Here is a 24,555-nt window from a genome sequence, read left to right on the forward strand (position 1 = left end):
GGCTGGTTGCGATGATAACACCGCACCGAAACACTTGAACCTGTGGGAGCGATGGTGCGGCAATCCGACTTGCTCGCGATTGCAGGGGTCAGCAATATTGATACCGGCTGTCACACCGCTATCGCGAGCAAGCTCGCTCCCACAGGCCTTGGTTTCAACTGAGTAGCATCAGTCGCGGACGTAGATAATTTCCGGACCGTCCTCGTCATCCACATCTTCTTCGTCCCAATCGTCGTCGCCGATGTCATGGACCGACTTGACGCCACTGCGGCGCAACGCACGCTGGTCGTCCAGCGCCTGCAACTGCGCGCGAGCCTCGTCTTCGATGCGCTGGTCGAGCTCTGCCAGCTCTTCCTTGTAGGCCGGGTCGTTGGCCAGGCGGTCGGCGCGATCTTCCAGGTAACGCATGATGTCGTGGCACAGGCGCTCGGTGTTTTCCTTGGCAATGGCCGAGATCACATAGACCGGACCTTCCCACTCCAGGCGATCAACGATTTCCTTGACCCGCTCCTCGTGCTCTTCTTCGAGGATCTGGTCGCACTTGTTCAGCACCAGCCAACGGTCGCGCTCGGCCAGGGCCGGGCTGAACTTGGTCAGCTCGTTGACGATGACTTCGGCAGCATCGGCAGCACTGGTTTCATCCAGCGGTGCCATGTCGACGAGGTGCAGCAACAGGCGGGTACGAGACAAATGCTTGAGGAAGCGAATCCCCAGGCCCGCACCTTCGGAAGCCCCTTCGATCAACCCCGGGATGTCGGCGATCACGAAGCTCTTCCAGCGGTCAACGCTGACCACACCCAGGTTCGGCACCAGGGTCGTGAACGGGTAATCGGCGACTTTCGGCTTGGCTGCAGAGACCGAACGGATGAAGGTACTTTTACCGGCGTTCGGCAAGCCCAGCAGGCCCACGTCGGCCAACACCTTCATTTCCAGCTTCAGGTCGCGCTGCTCGCCGGGCTTGCCTGGCGTAGTCTGGCGCGGCGCACGGTTGGTGCTGGATTTGAAACGGGTGTTGCCCAGGCCGTGCCAACCGCCATGGGCCACCAGCAGACGCTGACCGGCCTTGGTCAGGTCGCCGATGACTTCCTGGGTGGCGGAGTCGATCACCGTGGTGCCAACCGGCACGCGCAGGATCAGGTCTTCACCTTTCTTGCCGGTGCAGTCGGTGCTGCCGCCGTTGGAGCCACGCTCGGCATCGAAGTGCCGGGTGTAACGGTAGTCCACCAGGGTGTTGAGGTTTTCGTCGGCGAGCATGTAGATCGAGCCGCCATCACCCCCGTCACCACCGTTCGGACCACCATTTTCAATGAATTTTTCCCGACGGAAACTCATGCAGCCATTGCCGCCGTCGCCAGCCTTTACTCGAATCGATACTTCATCAACAAACTTCATGACACACGCCTCTCGCCGTACGGACGAGCCGAAAAAAACAAGACATAAGACTCTTGCAAAAATGAGCGCAGCGACCTCAAAACACGCCCAACCGCAGCGCCGACAGCCCATACAAACAGTTTTGCAAGAGACTCACCCCACAAACGAAAAAGCCCCGTCGCAAGACAGGGCTTTTCCAGCGGTCTCGCAATTAAGCTGCGATAACGCTTACGTAACGACGACCGAAGGCGCCTTTCACTTCGAACTTGATCACGCCTTCGACTTTAGCGAAGAGGGTGTGATCTTTACCCATGCCCACGCCGTAGCCAGCGTGGAATTGGGTGCCGCGCTGACGCACGATGATGTTGCCTGCTTTGATAGCCTGGCCGCCATACATCTTCACGCCAAGGCGTTTGGCTTCTGAGTCGCGACCGTTACGGGTACTACCACCAGCTTTTTTGTGTGCCATGAGTTCAATTCTCCTAGTGAGGAATTAGGCTGAAATTAAGCCTGAATACCGGTGATTTTGATCTCGGTGTACCACTGGCGGTGGCCCATACGCTTCATGTGGTGCTTACGGCGACGGAACTTGATGATGCGGACTTTATCGTGACGACCTTGGGAGATCACTTCAGCCACAACGGTAGCGCCAGCAACGACTGGAGCGCCGATATTCACGTCATCGCCATTGGCGACCAACAGAACGCGATCAAAAGTCACGGATTCGCCAGTAGCGATTTCCAGTTTTTCGATCTTCAGGTATTCACCTGGGGCGACCTTGTATTGCTTGCCACCAGTAACAATTACTGCGTACGACATGGTATTTCTCCGATAATCCTGCTCACCCAGCGCTTTATAAGAAGAGGTATTGGCTGGCATGGCTGCATGGGCTGGAAGGCCCGGATGCAATTGCGTAAGGCAGGTGCTGCCCAGGAAGTTCAGGGTGCGCGATTGTACGCAAGCTGACCGAGCCTTGCAAGTAGCCGCCCCGCACTGCAGAAGCATGCGCCTTGACAGGCCAGGACGTGGGTCCTAGCATGCCGCGCAACCCTTCTGGAGCGCCTGTCGCTGATGCAACCCCAAGCTTTCTACCGCGCAGTGGCGGACGATTTTAGTGCCGTCGACGGTATCATCAAGAAGCAGCTGACTTCCCGCGTGCCGCTGGTATCGAAAATCGGCGACTACATCACTTCGGCTGGCGGTAAGCGCCTGCGTCCTTTATTGGTGCTGCTGTGCGGCAAGGCCCTGGGTCGCGAAGGCGACGACATGCGCCTGCTGGCCGCCACCATCGAGTTCCTGCACACCGCGACGCTGCTGCATGACGACGTCGTCGACATGTCCGGCATGCGCCGTGGCCGCTCGACCGCCAACGCCATGTGGGGCAACGCCCCGAGCGTGCTGGTGGGCGACTTCCTGTACTCGCGCTCGTTCGAAATGATGGTCGAGCTGGGTTCGATGCCGGTGATGAAGATCCTGTCCCAGGCCACGCGCATCATCGCCGAGGGCGAAGTGCTGCAGCTGTCCAAGGTGCGCGATGCCAGCACCACCGAAGAAACCTACATGGAAGTCATTCGCGGCAAGACCGCGATGCTTTTCGAAGCCTCGACCCACAGCGCCGCAGCCCTGGCCGGCGCCACCGCCGAGCAGAGCGAAGCCCTGCGCACCTTCGGCGATCACCTGGGCGTTGCGTTCCAACTGGTAGACGACCTGCTGGACTACAAGGGCGATGCCGAGACCTTGGGCAAGAACGTCGGTGACGACCTGGCCGAAGGCAAGCCGACCCTGCCGCTGATCTACACCATGCGCGAAGGCACGCCGGAACAAGCAGCGCTGGTGCGCCAGGCGATCCAGAAAGGCGGGATCGAAGACCTGGAGCGTATCCGTGCCGCGGTCGAAGCCTCCGGCTCGCTGGAATACACCGCGACACTGGCCCGGGACTATGTCGCCCGCGCGATCAAGTGCCTCGATGCGCTGCCGGCCAGCGAGTATCGCGATGCACTGGTGGAACTGAGCGAGTTTGCGGTCGCCCGTACTCACTGACACACCGGCCTTTTTTGTGGCGAGGGGATTTATCCCCGCTGGGCTGCGAAGCAGCCCTAAAAGCTACATTCCGGTGTTCCAGGTAGATTGGTTTGAGCTCTCTTGGGGCTGCTGCGCAGCCCAGCGGGGATAAATCCCCTCGCCACAGGTTCTCCGAACGCAGTACCCCCCCTCTTTCGCGACAAAACCCTATATAATGTGCGCCCTTTTGCCCTCCTGATACTCAAGGAACCCTAGTGAGCACGTTGCCTCCCTGCCCTAAATGCAATTCCGAATACACCTACGAAGACGGCACCCAGCTGGTCTGCCCGGAGTGCGCCCACGAATGGTCCGCCAGCGGCGAAGCTGAAGCGCCTTCCGACGACACCGTGAAGAAAGATTCGGTCGGCAACGTCCTGCAGGACGGCGACACCATCACCGTGATCAAGGACCTCAAGGTCAAGGGCACATCGCTGGTGGTCAAGGTCGGCACCAAGGTGAAGAACATCCGCCTGTGCGATGGCGACCACGACATCGACTGCAAGATCGACGGCATCGGCCCGATGAAGCTGAAATCCGAGTTCGTCAGAAAAGTCTGATCTTGCTGTATTCCCATCCCGCGCCCCGCGTGGGATGGCTCCCCCTTCTCGCTTAAAGCCCTATCTTGCGCAAGCTTGGCCAATCCGCGCCAATTCGCGCTATCACGACCCATCGTCAGAAAAACAATCGCCACGCCAATAGAGACTTGCTATTTAGCGAATAAGAATTATTCTCATCAAATCCATCAAGGAGATGAGAACCATGACTTATTTGATCGATGCCTGGCTGGACCGCCCACATCCCTACCTGAGGATCCTGCATCGGGAAACCGGGGAAGTCTGCGCGGTACTGGAAGAAGAAGCCTTGAATGAGCTGCAGGACCAGGGAGACCTGGACCTCAACAGCCTCAACTCCAGCGAACCGCTGGTGCTCAAGGAGTTGGTGCGAAACCTGTTCCTGTTCTGCTACGCCCGGGCGTTGCGCCCGACGGGTGATTTCAGCGGCAGGTTCCATGGATGAGCATAAATAACCTGTGGGAGAACCTGTGGGAGCGATGGTGCGGCAATCCGACTTGCTCGCGATGGCGGTGCGTCAGCAACGAGGATGTCGACTGACTATCCGCTTTCGCGAGCAAGCTCGCTCCCACAGTTTTTTGTCCGGCTGTAAAAACCGGACAGGGTCTTACAGTACGTCCAGCAGCTCGACGTCAAACACCAGCACGCTGTGCGGCGGGATGCTGCCAACGCCTTGAGCGCCGTAGGCCAGCTCGCTCGGCACGTACAGGCGCCATTTGCTGCCGGCGTTCATCAGTTGCAGCGCTTCGGTCCAGCCTGGAATCACGCCGCCTACCGGGAATTCGGCTGGCTGGCCACGATCGTAGGAGCTGTCGAACACAGTGCCGTCGATCAGGGTGCCGTGGTAATGCGTGCGCACTTGATCCTCACGGGTCGGCTTGGCGCCTTCACCTTGGGTCAGCACTTCGAATTGCAGGCCGGAAGCCAGGGTGGTGATGCCTTCACGCTTGGCGTTTTCGGCCAGGAACGCACGGCCTTCGCCCGCAGCGGCTTCAGCCTTGGCGGCGGCTTCGGCCTGCATGATTTCACGAATGACCTTGAAGCTGGCGGACATCTCGTCCTGGCCCACACGGCTAGGCTTGCCGGCGAACGCGTCGGTCAGGCCAGCCAGGATCGCGTCCAGGCTCACACCCGGTGGCGGGTTGTCGCGCAGTTGGTCGCCCAACTGACGGCCAATGCCGTAGCTGACGCGGGTTTCGTCGGTGGACAGGTTAACTTCGGACATGATGCTGCTCCGCTGTGCGGACGGCTCGAGAGTTGCCGTGTGTGCCACAGCGCCTCCCGGAGCGCCCGGAACCAAAAGGGCGAGCAGACTAGCACAGATGCCATGGCGCGGACGAACCGCTCACGCGCCCTCCCCTCCAAACGACAACGCCCGCCTGTTTCTCGACAGGCGGGCGCTGCGTCGGCACTGAGGATGGCTCAGTGCTTGGTCAGTTTGTCCAGGTAGCCCATGGCAAACGCCGACACCACGAAGGTCATGTGGATGATCACGTACCACATCAGGTGTTCGGGATCGACGTTTTTGGCGTCCATGAAGATACGCAGCAAGTGGATCGAGGAAATGGCCACGATCGACGCGGCGACTTTCATCTTCAGCGAAGACGAGTCCATGGTGCCCAGCCAGTTGAGCTTTTCCTTGTCATCGCCGATATCCAGTTGCGAGACGAAGTTCTCGTAGCCGGAAATCATCACCATCACCAGCAGGCCGCCCACCAGCGCCATGTCGATGAGCGACAACAGCACGAGGATCAGGTCCGACTCGGCCATGGAAAAGACGTTGGGAATGACGTGAAAGACTTCCTGGAAGAATTTCAGCGCCAGGGCCAGCAAGCCCAGGGACAGCCCGAAGTAGATCGGCGCCAGCAGCCAACGGGAGGCATACATTGCATTTTCGATAAAGCGTTCCATTGAATCTCATACCAGGGCTGAAAAAACGCGGCGAGTATATCAGCCACGATCCGCCCCACAAACGCCGCCCCCTCCCTCGGGGTCCGGCGCTTGTGTCAATTTTTTACTGCCCAGGCATGCGTCACTGAAGCGGACGGTACTCGAAGCCGCCGACGTTGCGACAACGGCCTCCGTTGATTTCCCGCAGTTGTGCCTGCATATGCAGGGACCAGATCTGCGGATCATCCGCCAGCTCATAGCCATGGGTCGTCAGGCTCTGGACGATGGTATCGAGGATGGTTTCAGCGGCTGTCGGCCCGGGGAACGGCCCTTGGGCCTTGATGGCGGAGGGTTGCTCACCGGCCATTCCAGCGGCGAAGAGCACGGTCCACATGCCGGTATCGCCGGCAAGGGGGCGAACAGCGCATTCGATGCGGGTGACAAGCCCGAGGCATTGACGAGTAAGGCAAAGGTTGCGCGACATGGCGGCGCCCCTCGGTAGATCCGGTATTCAGCCCGGGAGGGGCTGTTTCGATCCAATGATGGCTCTCGTTATCCTTGAACTGAGGATAGGAGAAAAGTTCCGGCACCGAAGGATTTCGAGACCAGAATACGCCGAGCGGTCATAGTGTGAATATTGGCGCCAAACTGGTGACACCTTTTTAAAGAAGCCACAAGAACTGTGGGAGCGGGCTTGCTCGCGAAAGCGGTGTGTCAGCCAACGACAATGTCGACTGACAATCCGCTTTCGCGAGCAAGCCCGCTCCCACAATTAGATCGCCATCAGAACATCAAGCCGGCTTGGCTTCCACCAGCGCCTGCTGCGCCATTTCCTTTTCCGCTTCCTTGATATCGTCTTCGCTGATCATTTCCGCGATGACCCGCAGTCGTTCCACCACGCGGGCATTGACGCTGCCCTCCGGGAACTCGCCGTTCTCGTCCGGTTCGCCAGCGGGCTCGCCCACCAGCAGGCTCAGGGCTTCGTCGGCCTGGCGCACGGCATAGACATGGAACTGCCCGGCGCGCACGGCCGCCAGCACTTTCTCGTCGAGCATCAGGGTCGCGACGTTGGCCTGGGGAATGATCGCCCCTTGCTCGCCCGTTAGCCCGCGGGCTTCGCAGAGGCGGAAGAAGCCTTCGATCTTCTCGTTGACCCCGCCCACCGCCTGCACTTCACCGAACTGGTTGATCGAGCCGGTGATGGCGAAGCATTGCTTCAACGGGGTCTTCGACAAGGCCGAGATCAGTGTGCAAGCCTCCCCAAGGGACGCACTGTCGCCGTCCACATAACCGTAGGATTGCTCCAGGGCGATACTGGCTGAAATCGCCAGCGGGAACTCCTGGGCATACCGGCTGCCCAGGTATCCGGTCAGGATCATCACCCCCTTGGAGTGAATCGGCTGGCCTAGGTTGACCTCTCGTTCGATGTCGACGATACCGCTGCCGCCCGGGTACACCGTGGCGGAAATCCGCGCTGGCACGCCAAACGCCGAGTCGCCCACTTCCAGCACCGTCAACCCGTTGCACTTGCCCACGGCCGCGCCGTCGGTGTCGATGAGAATGATCCCCGCCAGCATGTCGTCGAGGATTCGCGCCGAAACGCGCCCGGTGCGGGTAGCCTTGGCCTTGAGCGCACGTTCGATGTGGCCGGCGTCGGTCATCTCGTCACCGGCCAGTTGGCGAATGAAATCCGCCTCGCTGACCAGCTGGAACAGATCGCCAATCCGCGCCGACAAGCGCCCCTGATGCTCGGCCAGGCGTGCACTGTAGGTGGCCAGGCGCGCCACCGCATCAGCGGTCAGCGGTGCCATGCCCTCTTCCGAGGTTCGGGTCTTGAGCAACTGGGCAAACTGCTCCAGGCTCTCGTCGCCCATCGGGATGTCTTCGTCGAAATCCACCAGCACGCGAAACATCTCCTGGAAATCCGAATCCAGGTCCTGCAAAGCGTAATAGAGCTGGCGCGCGCCGATGATCACGACCTTGACCTGCAACGGAATGTGTTGCGGCGTCAGGGTCACCGTGGCCAAGCGACCCAGCTCGCCCAGCGGCGATTCCATTTTCAGCTTGCGCGACTGCAGGGCGCGCTTGAGCGCATCCCACACGAACGGCTCGCCGAGCATTTTTTCCGCTTCGAGGATCAGGAAACCGCCGTTGGCACGGTGCAGGGCACCCGGACGCAACTGTCGATACGTGGTGTAGAGCGCACCTTGGTCGGTGCTGTACTCGATTCGGCCAAACAGGTTGTCGTAGGTCGGGTGCGGCTCGAACACCACCGGGGCGCCACCGCTCGCCGGATGGCCGACGACCAGGCTCGGCGCGTATTGCTCTTCCAGCAGCTTGCGGGCGACGGCGTCGGTCTTGCTGTCATCCACCAACTGCTCGACCACGGTCTTGAGCAGATAGACCTGCATGGCTTGCAGGTAACCGCACACGGCGGCGTTCTCGGCGTATTTCTCCGACAACGGCGCCAGCAATGGTTGCAAGGCCAGGGTGATGGTTTCTTCGTTGAGGTGACGCAACTGGTTGTTGGACTCGCGTTTCCACTGCGGCAGGCTGGCGAGTTCTTCGTTCAGGCGCTCCTCCAGGCCGGAAATATCCTCATGGAATCGCTCGCGCTCGGCCTCTGGCAACTGGGCGAACTCCGCCTCGTCCAGGGCCTTGCCCTCGCTCATCGGGGTGAAGGCGATGTTGCTGCTGTCACGGTACAGCGCGACATCTTTTTCCAGCGCCAGCCGCTCGATTACATCGAGGGCACGGTCGTAGCGCTGGTTGAAGGCGCGGTCGATGGCGCTTTTTTTCTGTTGATAGGACGGATGCTCGAACACCGCCGGAAACGTCGCCAGCAGGTTGTCGATCAGGCCATTGATATCGCCAATGAAGGTGCCGGCGGTGCCCGACGGCAGCTCCAGGGCGCGCGGCTCGCGGGGTTCATCGAAGTTATTGACATAGACCCAGTCCGACGGGGTCTGCATGCGCTTGCCTTCGGCCTTGAGGTAGCGTTTGACGAACGAGAACCGGCCGGTGCCGGGCTCCCCCATGACAAATACGTTGTAGCCGGGGCGTGGCATCGCCACACCGAACTGCAATGCTTCGACCGCACGTTCCTGGCCAAGCACACCGCGGAAGGGCTCCAGATCATTGGTGGTAGAGAAGCTGAACTGTTCAGCGGAAAACGGACGGGTCAGCGCTTCGGGCGCTAGACGCAAGCTGGCAGCAACAGGATCAGGCATCGGGCTTCCTTACATCAGGCGGGGCAGATAGCGGCATTCTGGCGCTGCCCGTACCTGACTGGCAAGGAGCGCCTGAGGCCAAAGCATAGTCGAGGGACCAACCCAGGGCAGAGCCCCGCAAGCAACGGGTTTGCAGTAATGTTTTTGCAAAATGCCACGGAACCCTCGGATCGTGCCTAAACTCCAAACTGCGCGGCTGGAACAATAACCGGCCCACTGGCTGCTGTAGGGGCCAGACCCTGTCCATTGGTATGCACATAAAGAGAACATAGCTATGAAACGGATTCTTCTCGGTACTCTCTTCACCGCTGTATCCATCAACGCCATGGCTCAGGCGCCGGGCGGCCCGGATTGCGGTTGGGGCAACATGCTGTTCGAAGGTCAGCGTGGCACTCCGGCCCACTTCCTCGCATCCACCACCAACGGCACTTCCGGCAACGCCACCTTCGGCATGACCTCCGGCACCAACGGCTGCTCGACCAACGCAGCGCTGACCTACGGTGGCAAGTCCTGGCTGGCCATGAATGGCATGATGAACGAGCTGTCCGAAGACATGGCCAAGGGTCAGGGCGAAGCGCTGACCACCTACGCCGTGGTACTGGGTGTGGCGCCGGAAGATCGCGCACACTTCTCCGCTGTGACCCACGAGCACTTCCAGCAGATCTTCAGCAAGGCTGACGTGACGGCAGAAGACGTGCATACCAATACCCTGGCCGTGCTGAAAAACGACCCTCGCCTGGCCAAGTACGCAACTCAAGCTTAAGCTCGACACCACTCGCTCCTTTCGGGGAGCGGGTTTTCTTTTTGGGGCCCCTCCGGTCTTTATTTTTCGACTTTCCAAGTAGCCGACTATGCTCAAACGCCTTGCCTGGCTGGCGCTCTGTGTGTGCGCCCCGCTGTCCGCCGCGCCTCATGTCGACCCTCAACGTTTGCAGCAACTGGCCAATGACCGCTTCTGGATTTCCCTGGGTCACTACGAAACCGCCAAGCTCGGTGGCTGGCGCAGTTACATCAGCGACAAGAAATTCTTCCTCGCACCCGACGGCAACGAACATCCCGACCGCGAGCTGACCGCCACGCTGCAAGCCCTGTACGGCCCGGCCAGCGCTGGCCAGCAACACGCCCAATGCGTGTACCCGGCGCGCACCCGCTGGCTGAAGGCGCAGCTCGGCCTGACGAACCTGCCTGCGGTCAACTGCAGCGATTACACCCAGTGGTTCAAGGACGTTTCGCCCCACAGCGCGGTGATGATCTTCCCCGCTGCCTACCTGAACAGCCCGTCCTCGATGTTCGGTCACACCTTATTGCGTATCGACCAGGCCGACGTGCAAAGCGACAAGACCTCGCTGCTCAGCTACGCGATCAACTTCGGCGCCTACATCGAAGGCTCGGACAACAGCATCCTTTACGCCTGGAAGGGTCTGATGGGCGGTTATCCCGGCCTGTTCGCCCTGGTGCCCTACCAGGAGAAACTCTCCGAATACCGTAGCCTGGAGAACCGCGACCTGTGGGAATACCGCCTCAACCTGAGCCAGGCGGAAACCGAACGCATGGTCGAGCATGTGTGGGAACTCAAGCAGATCCAGTTCGACTACTTCTTCTTCGACGAAAACTGCTCCTATCGCCTGCTTGAACTGCTGCAAGTCGCGCGCCCCAGCCTGCGCTTGACCGAACAGTTCCCGCTGACGGCGATTCCCACCGACACCGTCAAGGCAGTGAAAGAAGCCGGGCTGGTGGAAAGCATCCAGTATCGACCGTCCCGCGAACGAGAGCTGCTCAGCCGCGCCGAACCGCTCAGCGATGACGAACAACAATGGGTACTGCAGGTCAGCGCCGACCAGCAGCAGCTGCAACGACCTGAATTCAAGGCGCTGCCGCGCGATCGCCAGGCGCTGATCATCGACGCGGCCTACCGCCTGGAGCGTTATCGCGCCAACGGCCAGGAGCGTGATCCCCAGCGTGCCCAACGCAGCTTCGAACTGTTGCGGGCGATCAACCAGAACCCCGCGCCGGAACTGGACATCGCGCAACCGGGCCTGCCCGAAGACGGCCACGAATCGCGCACCTGGCAAGCAGGCCTGGGCACGCGGGGTGACCGGGCGTTTGGCGAGTACGGCCTGCGCATGGCCTATCACGACCTCAATGACAACGCAGAGAGTTTCCCGCTAGGGGCGCAGATCGAAATCCTCCAATTGAAACTGCGCCAATACGAGGGCAACGATTGGCAAGTGCAGCAACTGGACCTGGCGACCATTCGCTCCTTGACCCCACGCAACGAGCTGTTGCAGCCGTTGTCCTGGCAAGTCACTGGCGGCTTGGAACGCGTGCCAGGCAAGCACGACGATGAAACGCTGGTCAGTCACGTCAATGGTGGTGGCGGCGGCACTTGGGCGTTGGGGGACGATGTGTTGGGCTTTGCCCTGGGCACCGTACGGGTCGAGCACAATAACGATTTCGCCCAATTCATCGCCCCGGCCGCCGGATTCAACAGCGGTGTGCTGTGGAAAAACCCGCTGGGCAACTTGAGCCTGGAAGCCAAGGGCGATTATTTCTTCAACGGCGAAGTTCGCCGTAGCCTGAGCCTGAACCAGCAGTGGGAACTGTCCCGCAACCTCGGCCTGCGCCTGAGCGCCCAGCGCGAATTCAGCCAACTGGCTTCGCCGGAGAATGAGGTAATGCTTGAAGTGAAGTGGTATCACTACTGAGCGAACGGATTAATCACCGCGCTTTCACACCGTTCTGACGAATCCGCTTCTAGACTTCTGTCATGAGTGGATCGGGCAGGAACGCAAAACATGTGGCGCGCGGCGGTGGTACTGGGTGTGTTGGTGTTGCTCGGCGGCTGTGAAACCACCCATGAAGATTTGATCGCCCGAGGTTATCCGCCGGCCTTCGCCGACGGTTTCGACGATGGCTGCAGCAGCGGCCGACAAGCCGCCGGCGCGATCACCGGCCAGTTCAGGAAGGACGTGCCGCGTTATCTCAAGGACGCGCGCTACGCCGAGGGCTGGAGCGACGGCTTTCGCCAATGCCAGGCCATGCGCGAGAGTGAAGAACGTGACGCCTATCGCGAACGCCACTGGGACGACCGCGAACGTGCCTGGCAACAGGAAAAAGATCGCGACGCCGCCCGGGCTTATCGCTCGCAGTGAGTCGCTCAGAGACATTCGTCGAAACCAAAACCTTGCGACCATGGCCCAAACTCCAACAGAGGAGAACCCTATGAGTCGCGCTTTCGTCAACGAAGACAACGCCGCCGCCCAGGCCGATCAACCGGTCGAACGCCAGATCAGTGCGCAACCCAACTACGTCACACCCACCGGGCTTGTCCAGCTCCAGGCCCGGGTCGCTGAGTTGCAGGCCTTGCACAGCCAGCAGGCGATCCAAGGGGATCTGGCGGACAAGCAGCGGATCGCCGACCTTGAACGGGATCTGCGCTATTTCAAGCAGCGCCTGCAAAGCGCCCAGGTCGTTGCGCCGACTTCGTCCGAACAAGTGCGAATCGGGCACTGGGTGACCTTTGTCGATGAACAGGATCACGAACAGCGAGTGCAGTTAGTGGGTGAAGACCAGGCCGATGCGGCCAAAGGATTGATCAATTGGGGCTCGCCACTGGGGCGGGCGTTGCTGGGGGCCAAGGTGGGGGATGAGGTGGTGTGGAAGCGGCCAGCGGGGGATGTGGCGATCGAGGTGGTGGCGATTGAATTGGAGTAAAACCCGAGGCGTTCGTGGCGAGGGAGCTTGCTCCCGCTGGGTGGCACAGCCGCCCTCGCTTTTTTTTGCGGTTGCTGCGCAACCGAGCGGGAGCAAGCTCCCTCGCCACGGTCTTCGCTTCGATAAGCTGTTCCATGAAAAACGGAGCCCCGAAGGCTCCGTTGTTCATGCAACCGACCCAATCAGGCCAGTTTCTTGTGCCGTACGCGATGCGGCTGGGCAGCGGCTTCGCCGAGGCGCTTCTTGCGATCGGCTTCGTACTCGGTGTAGTTGCCTTCGAAGAACACCGCTTGCGAGTCGTCTTCGTACGCCAGGATGTGAGTCGCCACACGGTCGAGGAACCACCGATCGTGGGAGATCACAATGGCGGCGCCAGGGAAGTCCAGCAAGGCTTCTTCCAGGGAGCGCAGGGTTTCGACGTCGAGGTCGTTGGACGGTTCGTCGAGCAGCAGGACGTTGCCGCCCTCCTTCAGCGTCAACGCCAGGTGCAAGCGACCACGCTCACCACCGGAGAGGTCCTTGACGAACTTCTGCTGGTCGCCACCCTTGAAGTTGAAGCGACCGACATAAGTGCGCGACGGGATTTCATAGTTGCCGATGCGGATCTGGTCGGAACCGTCGGAGATCTGCTGGAACACGGTCTTGCTGCCGTCCAGGTCCTCACGGCTCTGGTCGACGCAGGCCAGTTGCACGGTTTCACCGATCTCGATGCTGCCCGAATCCGGGGTTTCCTTGCCCATCAGCATGCGGAACAGCGTGGATTTACCTGCGCCGTTACCACCGATCACACCGACGATGGCGCCTTTGGGCATGGAGAACGACAGGTTGTCGATCAACACGCGATCGCCGTAGCCCTTGGTGACGTTCTTGAACTCGATGACCTTGTCACCCAGGCGCGGACCGGCCGGGATGTAGATCTCGTTGGTTTCACTGCGCTTCTGGAATTCCTGGGACTGCATTTCCTCGAAGCGCTGCAGGCGAGCCTTGGATTTGGACTGGCGGGCCTTGGCGCCTTTGCGCACCCACTCCAGTTCTTCCTTCATGGCTTTTTCATGGGCCGATTGCTGCTTGGATTCCTGGGCCAGACGATCGGACTTGGCTTCCAGCCAGCCCGAATAGTTGCCCTCGTATGGAATGCCCGCGCCGCGGTCGAGTTCCAGGATCCAGCCGGCGACGTTGTCCAGGAAGTACCGGTCGTGCGTGATCGCAACCACGGTGCCTGGGAAGTCGTGCAGGAAGTGTTCGAGCCAGGCAACGGAATCGGCGTCCAGGTGGTTGGTCGGTTCGTCGAGCAGCAACATGTCCGGGGCCGACAGCAGCAGGCGGCACAGGGCCACGCGGCGCTTCTCGCCACCGGAGAGGTGTTCGACCTTCGCGTCCCAGGCTGGCAGGCGCAGCGCATCGGCGGCGACTTCCAGTTGGCGGTCCAGGTTGTGACCGTCGCTGGCCTGCAGGATCGCTTCGAGCTTGGCCTGCTCGGCGGCCAGCTTGTCGAAGTCGGCATCCGGGTCGGCGTAGGCGGCATAGACCTCGTCCAGGCGCGCCTGGGCGTCCTTGATGACGCTGACCGCTTCCTCGACCACTTCACGGACGGTCTTGGTCGGATCCAGCTGAGGCTCTTGCGGCAGGTAGCCGATGTTCAGGTCTGGCATCGGACGGGCTTCGCCGTCGAATTCGTTATCGACGCCGGCCATGATCTTCAACAGGGTGGATTTACCCGAGCCGTTGAGACCCAGTACGCCGATCTTGGCGCCGGGGAAAAAAGACAAGGAGATGTTTTTCAGGATTTCCCGCTTCGGCGGAACAACTTTGCTCAGCCGATGCATGGTGAAGACGTATTGAGCCATGGTGAACCTAGCGTCAGTGACAGGTGAAAAGAACGAGCCAGGCCATGCGCGGCACCGGCACTTGATGCTATCAATGCCTGCGGGCGGATGGCGCCTGGGAAGCTGGAGCTGGAACGCTCTTGTTTGACCGGCAAAGCTACCTCAACCGTCGGTCCAGGTCCAGCCGCCAAGGGCTGGCACTTTGCCACAAGTCAAGGCATGCTAGCCGCCCTTCGGGCGTCCGGCTTATAGTGCCCGTCGCGCCAGTCCAGCAAACCGCAGGATTACAGCTTGTCCAATGTCACGCCGCCTCCGTCCCCACGCGCACCGACAGCTGTGCCTGGCCTGCCCCTGCGCGGAACATTGAAGGGCGCGCTGGCCTCGCTGGTCCTGTTATTGCTGGGCCTGCTCTTCTGGCAGTTGCTTGATCAGCTGCGTGAAACCCAGCAGCAACAACGTCAATACACCATCGACTACACCGCCGACCTGGCCGCGCAAGTCAGCCTGAACATGGCCTTGAACGCGCAAATCGCCCTTAACCTGCTACCGATCGTCGAACAACCGCAAACCGCCGACGAACAGCAGGCCCTGCTGCGCAAGCTTCAGCAATCATTGCCCCAATTGCGCAGCCTGGCGTTGCTGAGCCCATCGGGCAGGGTGCTCAGTGACAGCGATGCCGACAGCCAGGACGCCGACTACCTGGCCGAGCTGGTACGACGTAGCCGTGCCCAGGCGCACTACTTCAGCAATGCCGAAGATGGCTCCGTGGTGCACCTGTTGCTGCACCAGGCCAGCGGCAGCAGTCGTGGTTACTGGGCGCTGCGCCTGACGCCGAGCTTCTTCTCGACGTTGACCAAACAGGCCGACACGGGCCTGCGACCGTTGTGGCTGGTGGAGAACCGTCTCAACCAGCAAATCATCAGCCGCGACGAAAGCCGGCCCTCGACCACCCCGACCCAACTGACCTCCCAAGACCTGAGCGACACCGTGCTGACCGTGCCCCTGAGCAGCAGCGACTGGCAACTGCGCGGGTTGTTCGATCGGCGCCAGGTGCTTGAACAACTGCTCCCGGCCTTCATCGGCAAATGCCTGCTGGGCCTGGCGTTCTCGATGCTCCCGGTGATCGCCCTGCTGAACATGCGACGACGCCAGCGGCAATTGCACGAAGGCCGCCGTCGCTACCAGGACATTTTCGAGGGCACCGGCGTGGCCCTCTGCGTGCTCGACCTGTCCGGCCTGAAGGCATTCTTTACCCGGACCGGCCTGCAGGACGGCGAACAGTTGCGCGCCTGGCTGCAGGACCCGCAGCACCTCGGACAGTTGCAGCAGCAGGTGCACGTCACCGAAGTCAACCAGATGGCCTTGAAGCTGCTCAATGTCGATTCCTGCGAACAAGCCTGGCAACTGCTGGTCGGCAACGGCCCGAAGGACAACAATCCCATCGGTTCGAAACTGCTCGAGGCACTGCTCGACGAGCACAAGCAGCTAGAACTGGAAATCAAGTTGCAGGACGCCCATGGTCGAGACCAGCATTTATGGCTGGTCCTGCGCTTGCCGGAAACACAGCGCGACTATAACGCCGTCATCCTGAGCATCAACGACATCACCAGCCGCAAGCTGGTCGAACTCTCGCTGCTCGAACGCGAAGGTTTCTGGTCCGATGTGGTACGCACCGTTCCGGATCATCTTTATGTACAGGACGTCATCAGCCAGCGGATGATCTTCAGCAACCACCACCTGGGGCAGACGCTCGGCTACGACCGCACCGAGCTGCACCAGATGGGCGAGTACTTCTGGGAAATCCTGCTGCACAGCGACGACGCCGACCAGTACCACTTTCTGCGCCAGCAACAGCGACGCGGCGGCTATACGCAACTGTTGCAATGCCAATTGCGCTTCCGCCATCGCAACGGCAAATGGCGACGCTTCGAGGTTCGTGAGCAAGCCCTGGCCCGGGACCGCTACGACCAGGTGACGCGCATCATCGGTGTGGCAAAAGACATCACCGAACAGATCGAGGCCAGCGAATCCCTGCGCGACAGCGAGCAACGCTACCGGATGCTCGCCGAAAGCATCAGCGACGTGATTTTCTCCACCGACAGCAAGCTCTCGCTCAACTATGTCAGCCCGTCGGTCCAGGCGGTGCTGGGCTACACCTCCGATTGGATTTTCCAGAACGGCTGGCAGTCGACCATCGCCAATCCGCAGCAGCTGACGGGCATCTATAGCCTGATGGACCGGGTCAGCAAGGCCCTCGACAAGCCCGACCAACTGGCCGAACTGCGCAACCAGATGCAGACCCAACTGTTTTTGTTCGACTGCCTGCGCGCCGATGGGCGCAAGATTCCAATCGAACTGCGGCTGGTGCTGGTGTGGGACGACCATGGCGCGTTCGAAGGCGTGCTCGGCGTCGGCCGCGACATCAGCCAACAGCGTCGAGCCGAAAAAGACCTGCGCATGGCCGCCACCGTATTCGAACATTCGACCTCGGCGATCCTGATCACCGACCCTGCCGGCTATATCGTCCAGGCCAACGAGGCTTTCAGCCGCGTCAGCGGTTATGCCGTCTCGCAGGTCCTGGACCAGTTGCCCAACATGCTCACCGTCGACGACCAGCAGGAAGCCCATTTGCGCTACGTGCTCAAGCAACTGCAACAGCACAGCACCTGGGAAGGCGAAGTCTGGCTCAAGCGCCGTAATGGCGAACATTATCCGGCCTGGGTCGGCATCACGGCGGTGCTGGACGACGAAGGCGACCTGGCCAGTTACGTGTGTTTCTTCAGCGACATCAGCGAGCGCAAGGCCAGCGAGCAGCGCATGCATCGCCTGGCCTATTATGACGCCCTGACCCACCTGCCCAACCGCACGCTGTTCCAGGATCGCCTGCACACCGCGCTGCAATCAGCGGAGCGGCAGAAGACCTGGGTTGTGCTGATGTTCCTCGACCTGGACCGCTTCAAGCCGATCAACGACTCCCTCGGCCACGCCGCCGGCGACCGCATGCTCAAGGAAATGGCCACGCGCCTGCTCGGCTGCGTGGCCGACGACGACACCGTGGCGCGCATGGGCGGCGACGAGTTCACCCTGCTGCTGCAACCGCGCGCCAGCCGCGAAATGGCCTTGAACCGGGCCATCACCGTGGCCGAGCAGATCCTCGCCAGCCTGGTCCGGCCATTCGTGCTGGAAGGCCGGGAATTCTTCGTCACCGCCAGTATCGGCATTGCCCTGAGTCCCCAGGACGGCAACGAACTGAGCCAGTTGATGAAGAACGCCGACACGGCCATGTACCACGCCAAGGAACGCGGCAAGAACAACTTCCAGTTCTACCAGGCCGACATGAACGCCAGCGCCCTGGAGCGCCTGGAATTGGAAAGCGACCTGCGCCATGCCCTGGAGCAGAACGAGTTCGTGCTGTATTACCAACCGCAGTTCAGCGGCGATGGCAAACGCCTGACCGGTGCCGAGGCCCTGCTGCGCTGGCGCCATCCGCGACGCGGGCTGGTGCCGCCGGGGGACTTCATTCCCGTACTCGAGGAACTCGGGCTGGTGGTGGACGTCGGCGACTGGGTCATCACCGAAGCCTGTCGGCAACTCAGGACCTGGCACCAGGCCAAGGTCCGGGTTCCGAAAGTCTCGGTCAACATTTCCGCCCGGCAGTTCTCCGACGGCCAGTTGGGCACGCGCATCGCCACTATCCTGCGCAACACCGGCCTGCCGCCGGCCTGCCTGGAGCTGGAACTGACGGAAAGTATCCTGATGCGCGAAGTCAGCGAGGCGATGCAGATCCTGGCCGGGCTGAAAAACCTCGGCCTGAGCATCGCCGTCGATGATTTCGGCACCGGTTACTCGTCGCTCAACTACCTCAAGCAATTCCCCATCGACGTGCTGAAGATCGACCGCACCTTCGTCGACGGCCTGCCGTCCGGCGAGCAGGACGCACAGATCGCCCGGGCAATCATCGCCATGGCCCACAGCCTCAACCTCGCGGTGATCGCCGAGGGCGTCGAGACCCACGAGCAACTGGACTTCCTGCGCGAGCACGGCTGCGACGAGGTCCAGGGCTACCTGTTCGGCCGCCCGATGCCGGCGAATCGGTTCGAAGCGCAGTTCAGCAATGATGCGTTGTTCATGATTGATTGAGGCAGCTGCGAGCTTCAAGCGGCAAGCTTCAAGCTAACGCGAATCTGCTTCTGCTTGTAGCTCGTCGCTTGCAGCTTGAAGCTGAATTCCTTTCATATGCCTTCCAAAACCGGTTGAGGTAGAATGCCCCCCTTTTCTGCCCCGATCCTTGAGGACCGCCATGTTCAGCCGTGATTTGACTATTGCCAAGTACGACGCCGATCTCTTTGCCGCCATGGAGCAAGAAGCTCAGCGCCAGGAAGAGCACATTGAGCTGATCGCTTCGGAAAACTACACCAGCCCCGCGGTGATGGAAGCTCAAGGCTCGGTACTGACCAACAAGTACGCCGAAGGCTACCCAGGCAAGCGCTACTACGGTGGTTGCGAGTATGTCGATGTGGTCGAGCAACTGGCCATTGACCGCGCCAAGGAGCTGTTCGGCGCCGACTACGCCAACGTCCAGCCACACGCTGGTTCCCAAGCCAACGCCGCCGTGTACCTGGCGCTGCTGTCGGCCGGCGACACCATCCTGGGCATGAGCCTGGCCCACGGCGGTCACCTGACCCACGGCGCCAGCGTTTCCTCCTCCGGCAAGCTGTACAACGCCGTCCAATACGGTATCGACGGCAACGGCCTGATCGACTACGACGAAGTCGAGCGCCTGGCCCTCGAGCACAAGCCGAAAATGATCGTGGCCGGTTTCTCCGCCTACTCCCAGGTCCTCGACTTCCCACGTTTCCGTGAAATCGCCGACAAGGTCGGTGCCTACCTGTTCGTCGACATGGCCCACGTTGCCGGCCTCGTCGCCGCTGGCGTGTACCCGAACCCGGTGCCGTTCGCCGACGTGGTGACCACCACCACCCACAAGACCCTGCGCGGTCCACGTGGCGGCCTGATCCTGGCTCGCGCCAACGCCGACATCGAGAAGAAGCTGAACTCCGCTGTCTTCCCGGGCGCCCAGGGTGGCCCGCTGGAGCACGTGATCGCCGCCAAGGCAATCTGCTTCAAGGAAGCCCTGCAACCTGAGTTCAAGGCGTACCAGCAGCAAGTCGTCAAGAACGCCAAGGCCATGGCCGGTGTGTTCATCGAACGCGGCTTCGACGTAGTGTCCGGCGGCACCGAGAACCACCTGTTCCTGCTGTCGCTGATCAAGCAGGAAATCTCCGGCAAAGACGCTGACGCAGCGCTGGGCAAAGCGTTCATCACCGTCAACAAGAACTCGGTACCCAACGATCCACGCTCCCCGTTCGTCACCTCGGGCCTGCGTTTCGGCACCCCGGCCGTGACCACTCGCGGCTTCAAGGAAGCCGAGTGCAAGGAACTGGCCGGCTGGATCTGCGACATCCTGGCCGACCTGAACAACGAAGCGGTGATCGACGCCGTGCGTGAAAAGGTCAAGGCCATCTGCAAGAAGCTGCCGGTGTACGGCGCTTAACAGCAGTTGCAACAAAAAAACCGGCCCCAGTGGCCGGTTTTTTTGTCGTTGGAAAACGAATGCCGCAGACGCTGGCTTTCAGCGGAGCGCGGCTTCGAAGCCGGCGCGGATCTTTTCTTCAGGCAGTTCGTCGGCGATGAACACCATCACGCTTTCCCGGGTTTCGCCCGGCGCCCATTCGGTGTCCCAATCAAAACCGTACAGTTTGAGCACACCCTGGAACACCAATCGACGGGGCTCGCCCTCAATGTTCAACACACCTTTGTAGCGCAGCAGTTGCTTGCCGTGCTCTTCGAGCAACTGGTTCATGAACTCGCTGAGCTTGTCGATATCCAGCGCCCTGTCAGTACGCAGCACCAGGCTGCTGATGCGATCGCCCGTGGTTGCCTTGCCGACCGGTCGCAAGCTGAACCCGGTACCCAAGTCCGCATTGAGATTGAATCCACGAATGTCGAGCAACTCGGCCAGATCGATCTTGCCATGCTCGACCACCCGGATCGGTGCCCGCCGGTTGATTCGAGCCAGGCGCTCACCGAGTGCCTCGACCTGGCTTGAGTCCACCAGATCGGTTTTGCTCAGTAACAGACGGTCGGCGAATCCGACCTGGGCCTGGGCGATGGTTTGGGTCAGGTGGACATCAGCGTGGGCGGCATCCACCAAGGTCAGGATTCCGTCGAGGATGTAACGCTCGCGCAGGTCTTCGTCGATGAAAAATGTCTGGGCCACCGGGGCCGGATCGGCCAGGCCGGTGCATTCGATCACCAAACGATCGAAGTGGATCTCGCCGCTGTCCAGCCGCTCAAGCAACAGGTAAAGGGCTTTGGTCAGGTCGGTGTGAATGGTGCAGCACACGCAGCCGTTGGCCAGCGTCATGACTTGCACCGGCTCGTCACCCAGCAGTTGGGTGTCGATGCCGGCATCGCTGAATTCATTCTCGATCACTGCGATTTTCAAGCCGTGCTCGGCCTTGAGCAGATGACGCAGCAATGTGGTCTTGCCCGCACCGAGGAAGCCGCTGAGGATCGTGACCGGGATGGGAGAGGACAAAAGGATTCTCCTGCTTCGAAATTAAAGAAAAGCTCAAGCCCGTGGGAGCGAGCCTGCTCGCGAAGGCGTCGGGTCAGCCGAATCATCGTTAACTGACACTCCGCTTTCGCGAGCAGGCTCGCTCCCACAGGGGAATCGGTGTGCACGCAAATCTCGAAACCACCCAAAAACAACTGTGAGAGCGGGCTTGCTCGCGATGGCGTCAGGTCAGCCGAATTATCGTTGACTGACACTCCGCTTTCGCGAGCAAGCTCGCTCCCACAGGGGAACGGTGGTGTACACAAATCTTGAGACCAGCCCAAAACAACTGTGGGATAGACTCAGTTCAACAGCACTTCGGCCCACCCTTGCCGCCGTAACGGGCCTCCTGGCGTTCGCGGAAGAACGCCTCGTAGTCCATCATCGGCTTGTCCGGGTGCTTGGTTTGCATGTGCTCGACGTAGTTGTCGTAGTCGGGCATGCCGACCATCAGGCGGGCGGCCTGACCGAGGTATTTACCGAGGCGACTCAAGTCATTGAACATCGTTGCAATCCCCTATCAAGCGTCCGGCACGGCCTGGAATGGCGCTTCTTTGTCCGTGCGTTCCTTCGTGCCCCAGGCGGCGATGCCGACCTTGAGCGCGTAGAACAGGATGCTGAAGACCACGAACAGGAACAACACCGTCAGCGTTGCGTTGGTGTAGGCGTTGAACACCACGTGCTGCATCTGCTCGATGCTCTTGGCCGGGGCCAGGATCTGGCCGGCGGCCAGGGCATCGTTGTATTTGCGCGCCAGGGCCAGGAAGCCGATCGCCGGGTTGGCGTCGAACAGCTTGATCAGGCCCGCGGTGGTGGTGCAGATCAGCAGCCAGGCCGCCGGCAGCAGCGTGACCCAGACGTAGCGCTGGCGCTTCATCTTGATCAGCACCACGGTGGCGAGCATCAGGGCGATACCGGCCAGCATCTGGTTGGAGATGCCGAACAGCGGCCACAAGGTGTTGATGCCGCCCAGCGGGTCGATCACGCCCTGGTACAGCAAGTAGCCCCACAGCGCGACGCAGCCGGCGGTGGCGATCAGGTTGGCGGGCCAGGATTCGGTGCGCTTGAGCGAAGGCACGAACGAGCCGAGCAGGTCCTGGAGCATGAAGCGCCCGGCACGGGTGCCGGCGTCCACCGCGGTGAGGATGAACAGCGCTTCGAACAGGATCGCGAAGTGGTACCAGAACGCCATGGTGTTTTCACCCGGCAGCACCGAGTGCAGGATCTGCGCGATCCCGACCGCCAGGGTCGGCGCACCGCCGGCACGGGCCAGCACGGTGGTCTCGCCGATGTCCTTGGCCACCGCTTGCAGCGCGTCGGGGGTGATTGCGAAACCCCAGCTGCTGACGGTCTGGGCCACGGCCACCACGTCACCGCCGACGATCGCCGCCGGGCTGTTCATGGCGAAGTACACGCCCGGTTCGATCACCGAGGCAGCAACCATCGCCATGATGGCCACGAAGGATTCCATCAGCATGCCGCCGTAACCGATGTAGCGAGCGTTGGTTTCGTTATCCAGCAGCTTGGGCGTGGTGCCCGAGGAGATCAGCGCGTGGAAGCCCGAGACCGCGCCGCAGGCGATGGTGATGAACAGGAACGGGAACAGGCCGCCCTTCCACACCGGCCCGGTGCCGTCGGTGAACTGGGTCAGCGCCGGCATTTTCAGCTCGGGCATGGTCACCAGGATGCCGATCGCCAGGGCGACGATGGTGCCGATCTTCAGGAAGGTCGACAGGTAGTCCCGTGGCGCGAGGATCAGCCACACCGGCAGCACCGCCGCGACAAAACCGTAGCCGATCAGCATCCAGGTGATCTGGATCCCGGTGAAGGTGAAGGCCTTGGCCCAGACCGGGTCGGCGGCGATTTGCCCGCCCAGCCAGATCGAACCCAGCAGCAACAGCACGCCGATGACCGAGATTTCACCGATGCGGCCCGGGCGGATGTAGCGCATGTAGATGCCCATGAACATCGCGATCGGGATGGTCGCCATCACCGTGAAGATCCCCCACGGGCTCTCGGCCAGGGCCTTGACCACGATCAGCGCCAGCACCGCGAGGATGATGATCATGATCAGGAAGCAGCCGAACAGCGCGATGGTGCCGGGAATGCGGCCCATTTCCTCGCGCACCATGTCGCCCAAGGAGCGCCCGTTGCGCCGGGTGGAGAGGAACAGGACCATGAAGTCCTGCACCGCACCGGCCAGCACCACGCCGGCGATCAGCCAGAGCGTGCCGGGCAGGTAGCCCATCTGCGCCGCCAGCACCGGCCCGACCAGCGGCCCCGCGCCGGCAATGGCCGCGAAGTGGTGGCCGAAGAGAATGTGTTTGTTGGTCGGGACGTAGTCCAGGCCATCGTTGTTGAGCACGGCAGGCGTGGCCCGGCGCGCATCGAGTTGCATCACGTTGTTGGCGATGAAGAGGCTGTAGTAGCGGTAGGCGACCAAGTAGATGGCGACTGCCGCGACGACGATCCAGAGGGCGTTGATCGGCTCTCCGCGGCGCAAGGCCACGACGCCCAAGGCGCACGCTCCTAAGACGGCCAGCAGTAGCCAGGGCAGATGGCGTAGCAGGCTATTATTGTTTTTCATTTTTATATTCCGGCCAGGGTGGACAAGAAAGACAGCCACTGGAGTTTAGCGCTAACCCGCGCAAAGGCCATACCCCGACATTTGTCGGCCACTGACCGAACGGCAACGACGGCGCGCCAGTTGGGTCTATAGTCAGTGGATCATCAGGGGGAATGAGTAATGAGCGAACGCCGCCGCTTCGTACGAATTGAATTCCATGCCAAGACCGAGCTGAGCCAGGGGCCGTTCATCTGGCCGGTGAAGTTGCTGGATCTGTCCCTCAAGGGGCTACTGATCGAAAAGCCCCAGCCTTGGCTCGGAGATCCGGAGGAGCCGTTCATGGCGGACATCCACCTGAGCCCCGAGGCGGAGGTCAAGATGGAAGTCAGGTTGACTCATGATGACCATGGTCACCTGGGCTTCGTCTGCGAGCACATCGACTTGGATTCCATCGCCCACCTGCGTCGATTGGTAGAACTGAACCTGGCCGATCATGATGAACTGGAGCGGGAACTGGCGGCGCTGATCCAGATTTGAATACGCCGCGGCCCCCCTGTGGCGAGGGGATTTATCCCCGTTGGGGTGCGCAGCAGCCCCTCAGAAAAGCAACTCCAATCTAACTGATCCACCGAGTTGTCAGGTTCAGGGCTGCTCCGCAGCCCAGCGGGGATAAATCCCCTCGCCACAGATAAAATTCCTTCATCAC

21 protein-coding genes are annotated in these 24,555 nt (G+C 61.1%); 10 read left to right on the forward strand and 11 right to left on the reverse strand.

Annotated elements, in window-relative coordinates; genetic code table 11:
• Positions 1-168: 168 nt before the first annotated feature.
• The 3 genes from cgtA to rplU form a co-directional block, all read right to left on the reverse strand.
• Positions 169-1,392, reverse strand: a complete 1,224-nt coding sequence (gene cgtA, locus KSS97_RS24935; RefSeq protein WP_039593902.1) for an Obg family GTPase CgtA — start codon at positions 1,390-1,392, stop codon at positions 169-171.
• Between the two features lie 190 nt (positions 1,393-1,582).
• The gene (gene rpmA, locus KSS97_RS24940; protein ID WP_003205738.1) at positions 1,583-1,840 is read right to left on the reverse strand and encodes a 50S ribosomal protein L27; all 258 of its coding nucleotides are present in this window, start codon (positions 1,838-1,840) and stop codon (positions 1,583-1,585) included.
• 35 nt (positions 1,841-1,875) lie between these two features.
• Positions 1,876-2,190, reverse strand: a complete 315-nt coding sequence (gene rplU, locus KSS97_RS24945) for a 50S ribosomal protein L21 (RefSeq protein ID WP_003176051.1) — start codon at positions 2,188-2,190, stop codon at positions 1,876-1,878.
• Positions 2,191-2,442: 252 nt separating this feature from the next.
• On the opposite strand from rplU, the gene KSS97_RS24950 reads away from it, so the two are divergent.
• The 3 genes from KSS97_RS24950 to KSS97_RS24960 all read left to right on the forward strand — a co-directional run bounded on the left by KSS97_RS24950 (position 2,443) and on the right by KSS97_RS24960 (position 4,449).
• Positions 2,443-3,411, forward strand: a complete 969-nt coding sequence (locus KSS97_RS24950) for a polyprenyl synthetase family protein (RefSeq protein WP_030140289.1) — start codon at positions 2,443-2,445, stop codon at positions 3,409-3,411.
• 236 nt (positions 3,412-3,647) lie between these two features.
• Complete coding sequence (locus KSS97_RS24955) at positions 3,648-3,989, forward strand: zinc ribbon domain-containing protein YjdM (RefSeq protein WP_030140290.1); 342 nt, start codon at positions 3,648-3,650, stop codon at positions 3,987-3,989.
• A gap of 202 nt (positions 3,990-4,191) precedes the next feature.
• On the forward strand, positions 4,192-4,449 hold the full coding sequence (locus tag KSS97_RS24960; protein WP_003205743.1) for a PA4570 family protein: 258 nt from the start codon (positions 4,192-4,194) through the stop codon (positions 4,447-4,449).
• A gap of 162 nt (positions 4,450-4,611) precedes the next feature.
• Here the strand turns inward: KSS97_RS24960 and bamJ are convergent, their stop codons facing one another.
• The 4 genes from bamJ to KSS97_RS24980 all read right to left on the reverse strand — a co-directional run bounded on the left by bamJ (position 4,612) and on the right by KSS97_RS24980 (position 9,124).
• A complete protein-coding gene (bamJ, locus tag KSS97_RS24965) occupies positions 4,612-5,229 on the reverse strand; it encodes a BamJ family beta-barrel-assembly machinery protein (protein WP_003205746.1) in 618 nt (205 codons plus the stop codon).
• A gap of 197 nt (positions 5,230-5,426) precedes the next feature.
• Positions 5,427-5,915: a TIGR00645 family protein gene (locus tag KSS97_RS24970; RefSeq protein ID WP_003205748.1), complete on the reverse strand. Its 489-nt coding sequence runs from the start codon at positions 5,913-5,915 to the stop codon at positions 5,427-5,429.
• Between the two features lie 121 nt (positions 5,916-6,036).
• Positions 6,037-6,378 carry a PA4575 family protein gene (locus tag KSS97_RS24975; protein ID WP_030140291.1) on the reverse strand — a complete coding sequence of 114 codons (342 nt, stop codon included), beginning with the start codon at positions 6,376-6,378 and terminating at the stop codon, positions 6,037-6,039.
• A 307-nt stretch (positions 6,379-6,685) separates the two neighbouring features.
• Positions 6,686-9,124 (reverse strand): Lon protease family protein, encoded by a 2,439-nt coding sequence (locus tag KSS97_RS24980; protein WP_202334965.1) that lies wholly within the window; start codon positions 9,122-9,124, stop codon positions 6,686-6,688.
• A gap of 274 nt (positions 9,125-9,398) precedes the next feature.
• On the opposite strand from KSS97_RS24980, the gene KSS97_RS24985 reads away from it, so the two are divergent.
• The 4 genes from KSS97_RS24985 (at position 9,399) to KSS97_RS25000 (ending at position 12,838) form a co-directional block, all read left to right on the forward strand.
• On the forward strand, positions 9,399-9,887 hold the full coding sequence (locus KSS97_RS24985; protein WP_030140293.1) for a DUF3015 domain-containing protein: 489 nt from the start codon (positions 9,399-9,401) through the stop codon (positions 9,885-9,887).
• Between the two features lie 88 nt (positions 9,888-9,975).
• On the forward strand, positions 9,976-11,829 hold the full coding sequence (locus KSS97_RS24990) for an Lnb N-terminal periplasmic domain-containing protein (RefSeq protein ID WP_217860375.1): 1,854 nt from the start codon (positions 9,976-9,978) through the stop codon (positions 11,827-11,829).
• Positions 11,830-11,919: 90 nt separating this feature from the next.
• Positions 11,920-12,276, forward strand: a complete 357-nt coding sequence (locus KSS97_RS24995) for a hypothetical protein (RefSeq protein WP_030140295.1) — start codon at positions 11,920-11,922, stop codon at positions 12,274-12,276.
• Positions 12,277-12,346: 70 nt separating this feature from the next.
• The gene (locus KSS97_RS25000; protein WP_030140296.1) at positions 12,347-12,838 is read left to right on the forward strand and encodes a GreA/GreB family elongation factor; all 492 of its coding nucleotides are present in this window, start codon (positions 12,347-12,349) and stop codon (positions 12,836-12,838) included.
• A 182-nt stretch (positions 12,839-13,020) separates the two neighbouring features.
• Here KSS97_RS25000 and ettA read toward each other — a convergent pair whose 3' ends face one another.
• Positions 13,021-14,685, reverse strand: a complete 1,665-nt coding sequence (gene ettA / locus KSS97_RS25005) for an energy-dependent translational throttle protein EttA (RefSeq protein ID WP_030140297.1) — start codon at positions 14,683-14,685, stop codon at positions 13,021-13,023.
• Between the two features lie 270 nt (positions 14,686-14,955).
• On the opposite strand from ettA, the gene KSS97_RS25010 reads away from it, so the two are divergent.
• Entirely contained in the window at positions 14,956-18,804 is a 3,849-nt protein-coding gene (locus tag KSS97_RS25010) for a sensor domain-containing protein (protein WP_217860376.1), read from the forward strand.
• Positions 18,805-18,964: 160 nt separating this feature from the next.
• A complete protein-coding gene (gene glyA, locus KSS97_RS25015; RefSeq protein WP_030140299.1) occupies positions 18,965-20,218 on the forward strand; it encodes a serine hydroxymethyltransferase in 1,254 nt (417 codons plus the stop codon).
• Between the two features lie 78 nt (positions 20,219-20,296).
• On the opposite strand, the gene yjiA is transcribed toward glyA, so the two are convergent.
• The 3 genes from yjiA to KSS97_RS25030 all read right to left on the reverse strand — a co-directional run bounded on the left by yjiA (position 20,297) and on the right by KSS97_RS25030 (position 23,870).
• Positions 20,297-21,265, reverse strand: a complete 969-nt coding sequence (yjiA, locus tag KSS97_RS25020; protein WP_217860377.1) for a GTPase — start codon at positions 21,263-21,265, stop codon at positions 20,297-20,299.
• A 325-nt stretch (positions 21,266-21,590) separates the two neighbouring features.
• On the reverse strand, positions 21,591-21,788 hold the full coding sequence (locus tag KSS97_RS25025; protein WP_003182142.1) for a YbdD/YjiX family protein: 198 nt from the start codon (positions 21,786-21,788) through the stop codon (positions 21,591-21,593).
• A 15-nt stretch (positions 21,789-21,803) separates the two neighbouring features.
• Complete coding sequence (locus KSS97_RS25030) at positions 21,804-23,870, reverse strand: carbon starvation CstA family protein (RefSeq protein WP_217860378.1); 2,067 nt, start codon at positions 23,868-23,870, stop codon at positions 21,804-21,806.
• A gap of 159 nt (positions 23,871-24,029) precedes the next feature.
• Between KSS97_RS25030 and KSS97_RS25035 the strand changes: the two genes are divergently transcribed.
• A complete protein-coding gene (locus tag KSS97_RS25035; protein ID WP_217860379.1) occupies positions 24,030-24,386 on the forward strand; it encodes a PilZ domain-containing protein in 357 nt (118 codons plus the stop codon).
• The last annotated feature ends 169 nt before the right edge of the window (positions 24,387-24,555 follow it).

Origin of the sequence: Pseudomonas alvandae (assembly GCF_019141525.1) — a bacterium.
In the GTDB taxonomy this organism is placed as follows: Bacteria; Pseudomonadota; Gammaproteobacteria; order Pseudomonadales; family Pseudomonadaceae; genus Aquipseudomonas; species Aquipseudomonas alvandae.

Excerpts from the sequence above, each read along its gene's own strand:
- rpmA (WP_003205738.1), bottom strand. The coding sequence starts at position 1,840 with ATGGCACACAAAAAAGCTGGTGGTAGTACCCGTAACGGTCGCGACTCA.
- rplU (WP_003176051.1), bottom strand. The coding sequence starts at position 2,190 with ATGTCGTACGCAGTAATTGTTACTGGTGGCAAGCAATACAAGGTCGCC.
- KSS97_RS24985 (WP_030140293.1), top strand. The coding sequence starts at position 9,399 with ATGAAACGGATTCTTCTCGGTACTCTCTTCACCGCTGTATCCATCAAC.
- KSS97_RS25030 (WP_217860378.1), bottom strand. The coding sequence starts at position 23,870 with ATGAAAAACAATAATAGCCTGCTACGCCATCTGCCCTGGCTACTGCTG.
- cgtA (WP_039593902.1), bottom strand. The coding sequence starts at position 1,392 with ATGAAGTTTGTTGATGAAGTATCGATTCGAGTAAAGGCTGGCGACGGC.
- KSS97_RS25025 (WP_003182142.1), bottom strand. The coding sequence starts at position 21,788 with ATGTTCAATGACTTGAGTCGCCTCGGTAAATACCTCGGTCAGGCCGCC.
- KSS97_RS24960 (WP_003205743.1), top strand. The coding sequence starts at position 4,192 with ATGACTTATTTGATCGATGCCTGGCTGGACCGCCCACATCCCTACCTG.
- glyA (WP_030140299.1), top strand. The coding sequence starts at position 18,965 with ATGTTCAGCCGTGATTTGACTATTGCCAAGTACGACGCCGATCTCTTT.
- KSS97_RS24975 (WP_030140291.1), bottom strand. The coding sequence starts at position 6,378 with ATGTCGCGCAACCTTTGCCTTACTCGTCAATGCCTCGGGCTTGTCACC.
- bamJ (WP_003205746.1), bottom strand. The coding sequence starts at position 5,229 with ATGTCCGAAGTTAACCTGTCCACCGACGAAACCCGCGTCAGCTACGGC.
- ettA (WP_030140297.1), bottom strand. The coding sequence starts at position 14,685 with ATGGCTCAATACGTCTTCACCATGCATCGGCTGAGCAAAGTTGTTCCG.
- KSS97_RS25035 (WP_217860379.1), top strand. The coding sequence starts at position 24,030 with ATGAGCGAACGCCGCCGCTTCGTACGAATTGAATTCCATGCCAAGACC.
- KSS97_RS24980 (WP_202334965.1), bottom strand. The coding sequence starts at position 9,124 with ATGCCTGATCCTGTTGCTGCCAGCTTGCGTCTAGCGCCCGAAGCGCTG.
- KSS97_RS24995 (WP_030140295.1), top strand. The coding sequence starts at position 11,920 with ATGTGGCGCGCGGCGGTGGTACTGGGTGTGTTGGTGTTGCTCGGCGGC.
- KSS97_RS24950 (WP_030140289.1), top strand. The coding sequence starts at position 2,443 with ATGCAACCCCAAGCTTTCTACCGCGCAGTGGCGGACGATTTTAGTGCC.
- KSS97_RS24990 (WP_217860375.1), top strand. The coding sequence starts at position 9,976 with ATGCTCAAACGCCTTGCCTGGCTGGCGCTCTGTGTGTGCGCCCCGCTG.
- KSS97_RS25000 (WP_030140296.1), top strand. The coding sequence starts at position 12,347 with ATGAGTCGCGCTTTCGTCAACGAAGACAACGCCGCCGCCCAGGCCGAT.
- KSS97_RS24970 (WP_003205748.1), bottom strand. The coding sequence starts at position 5,915 with ATGGAACGCTTTATCGAAAATGCAATGTATGCCTCCCGTTGGCTGCTG.